Genomic DNA, 3,542 nt, shown 5'->3' with positions numbered 1-3,542 from the left:
TATATCCAAATGAAAATACTATAACTTATGATAAATCAGTATTATTAGCAGGTAACTTAAACCCTCAAAAGAGTAATTATATTAGTCAGTTAAAGAATATCAAAAATGTAAATTTTGAGTTATATGGTGTCAACTGCAGTGATGAATGTTTAGCTGATAACGTGAACTATAATGGTGCATTCCCACCTGATGATGTTCCTGCTCAATTAACAAAAGGTTTTGGTTTAGTTTGGGACGGGTCATCTGTTGATGAATGTACAGGTAATACAGGTAATTATTTACGTTATAACAATCCACATAAACTTTCTTTATATCTTGCATCAGGTATTCCAGTTATTGTATGGAAACAGTCTGCTGAAGCAGGATTCGTAGAAAAATACAATGTTGGTTTTGCGGTAGAGTCACTTAATGAATTAACTGATATTATGAGTGATATGACAGAAGAAAAGTACTTTGATATTGTGAAAAATGTGAAGGATGTTTCTAACAAAGTACGTAACGGATATTTCTTAAGTAAATCACTAGAAACAATCAAAAAGCTATAGTCGTTAATACAGAATCTAAGAAGATGCAGGATTTCTTCTTATCACTATAAACCTTCGTGAGAAGGTTTTTTAATGTCTAAATATATTTTTTATACCTATATATGTCATTTTATGTCACATTGGATGATTCTTTGTGTGAAATTATGTTAAAATGTTATCATAATATATAAGAGGAAGGGAGATATATATGAACAAAAAGTTGATTACAAGTTTTGTAAGTGCAGCGCTTGTTTGTTCGATGGGCATGTCTGGTGTAAGCGCAGTAACTCCAGTACCAACTATGCATAACAACAATCAAGTCACTGCAACATCATTGAGTCGTTCTGTAGCTGATTACAAGAAGATTGAAGGCATTAACGATCAGACTGTATTAGGCGCAGATTTTACTCATTACCAGCAGGATTTGGAATGGGGTAAAACGTATTACAATTACAAGAGCGTCAAAATTGATAACCTATTTAAGTTTGTACAGGGACAGGGAATTAATACGATTTCTGTCAAGGTTGCAGTAAATCCGGACACATCAAATGATAAAACTAAATGTTATACACTAGATAGTGCTATCAAAACAATTAAAGCAGCTAAAGAAGCAGGCTTAAAAACAAACATCACATTATTCTATTCTGATGATGTTACTTATGCAAATAGTCAGCAATTACCTGCAGGATGGACTCAGGATAATGCGGTAGAAAAGGCAACAGACTATACTAAGGAAGTACTTGATACTTTAAGTAAGAATGATGCTTTACCTACTATGATGACTATTGGAAATGAAGTGAATTATAATTTCCTTGGTCTAACTGAAGGTGGAGGATGGGATGGCTTTGTCGCAATGGCTAACATCTCTAAACTTATTAATGAAAAAGGTGTTAAAACAGCTTTAAGTTTTGCAGCACCTGATGATGCTGAAGGTATTCAGTATGTGATTGAAAAGCTAGGTTATGCAGGCGTAGACTATAGCTATTTAGGTGTTAATCTTTATGCTGATCGTAATGGTATTAATGATGATGTTAAAACATTACGTACTACAGTAAAAGAAAAGGCAGCAGATAAGCAGTTAATTGTTTCTAACATCAAGTTCCCACGTAAGAATGCTGATGAAACAGCATCTAATGAAACACAGGCAGACAGCATTTATAATTTATTAAGTGCTTCTATTAGTGATAGTAATGCAGGTGGTTTAATTTATGATGAAGCTGAATATGTAGGAAGCTGGAATGGTTTCTTTAATGAACAGGGACTTGCACAGACTTCTCTTGCAGTATTTGGTTTTGCACAGGGTTGGAATATTGATATTGATTCATACAGAGATCCTTATGAATATGGTGATGATACAGGTTTAAAAGAAAAGAATGTCACTATTAATAAGATTTCTAATATGTCTGAATCTACAATCAGAGGTGTAGATGTTGGATCATATGTAGCACTTACTAATGCAGGTGTTAAATATTATGATTATGATGGCAAAGAACAGCCATTAATGAAAATCTTAAAGGATAATGGTGTTAACTATATCCGTTTAAGAATCTGGAATGATCCATACAATGAAAAAGGTGAAACATACGGTGGTGGAGATAGCACTGTAGATAATGGATTAAAGATTGGTAAAGAAGCAACTAAGTATGGTATGAAGGTGCTTGTTGACTTCCATTATTCTGATTTCTGGGCAGATCCTGCAAAACAGATTCTACCAAAAGCATGGCAGAAGGATGCTAACGATCCAGATAAGATGTGTGAAAATATCCATGACTTCACTAAAGATACTTTACAGAAATTTAAAGATGCAGGTGTTGATGTAGGTATGGTACAGGTTGGTAATGAAATTACCAAAGGTATGGCTGGTATTCATAATAAAGACAGTAATAATTCTGTTTGGAAAAATGAATCTCAGTATTCTGTATTAGACCGTTATTTAAATGCAGGTTCTAAAGCAGTACGTGAAATTCTTCCAGATGCTTTAGTTACATTACATATTGAAACACCTAATCGTCAAATCTATTCTATGATCATGGATGCATGGGAAAAAGGAAATGTAGACTATGATGTTTTAGGTTCTTCTTATTACCCATTCTGGTGGAATACACCTGATATGTTAAGGGATGTACAGACTCTTGCAAAAGAAAGAGGAAAGCTATTTGCGGTTATGGAAACTGCATGGGTTAACAGTTATGAAGATGGTGATGGTACACCAAACTCTATCGGTTCTGATTATGGACTTTATCAGTATGAAATTGGTCCTCAGGGTCAGGTAGATGAATTAACTGATATGTATAAGGTTCTTACTGAACAGGATAACGGTTTAGGTGGCTTCTATTGGGAGCCAGGATGGATTCCAGTGAAAGCTGGATGGACTAACTGGGAGTACAATAAAGAAGTCGCTGATAAGTATGGTACTGGATGGGCTTCTAAGGGTGCTGTAGGTTATGCACCAGATGATGAAATGTATTATAATGGTCAGCCTTCATGGGGTGGATCAAGCTGGGATAACGCAACATTATTTGATATCCAGGGTAATGCACTACAGTCATTAAAGTTCTATAAAGATACAGTGTCTTTAGGTAAGGTTCAGACTACAAGAATCAATATCGTGAATAAAGAAAAAGAAGTTCTTAAGACTGAATATGTAAATGTAAATGTTGGTGATACAAAGACAATTACACTTCCAAAAGTTAATGGTTATTATGCACCAAAAGGTAACTATAACTACACAGTAAAAGGTGATACTGATGGTGTTAAGACAGTTACAGTCACTTATAATCATTCTACAGAAGCTAATCTAGTTTACGTGGATGGTGATTGGTACTTAATGCAGGATGGACAGGTTGTACATAAAACTACTCTTGCACAGGTTAATGGAACAGGTACTTGGTATTATGTAGAAGATGGTAAACTCAACTGGAATTATACCGGTTTAGTAAAATACTATAGTACTTGGTATTATGTTCAGAATGGTGTTCTTGACTGGAACTACAATGGCTTAATCTACTACAATAATAC

Annotated in this window: 1 protein-coding gene and 1 pseudogene; both read left to right on the top strand. The window is 34.5% G+C overall.

The window, feature by feature from the left end:
• Window positions 1-545 (top strand): annotated as a pseudogene (locus B2S90_RS05275) (hypothetical protein); the annotation flags it as partial.
• A 187-nt stretch (window positions 546-732) separates the two neighbouring features.
• Window positions 733-3,542: glycosyl hydrolase 53 family protein (locus B2S90_RS05270; protein WP_286696652.1), on the top strand; the 2,810-nt coding region annotated here is incomplete at its 3' end.

Source organism: Catenibacterium sp. UBA627 (genome assembly GCF_002299355.1).
GTDB classification, from domain to species: domain Bacteria; phylum Bacillota_I; class Bacilli_A; order Erysipelotrichales; family Coprobacillaceae; genus Catenibacterium; species Catenibacterium mitsuoka.
Note: the sequence above shows the minus strand (reverse complement) of the source record. Positions and strands in the feature narration are given on the sequence as shown.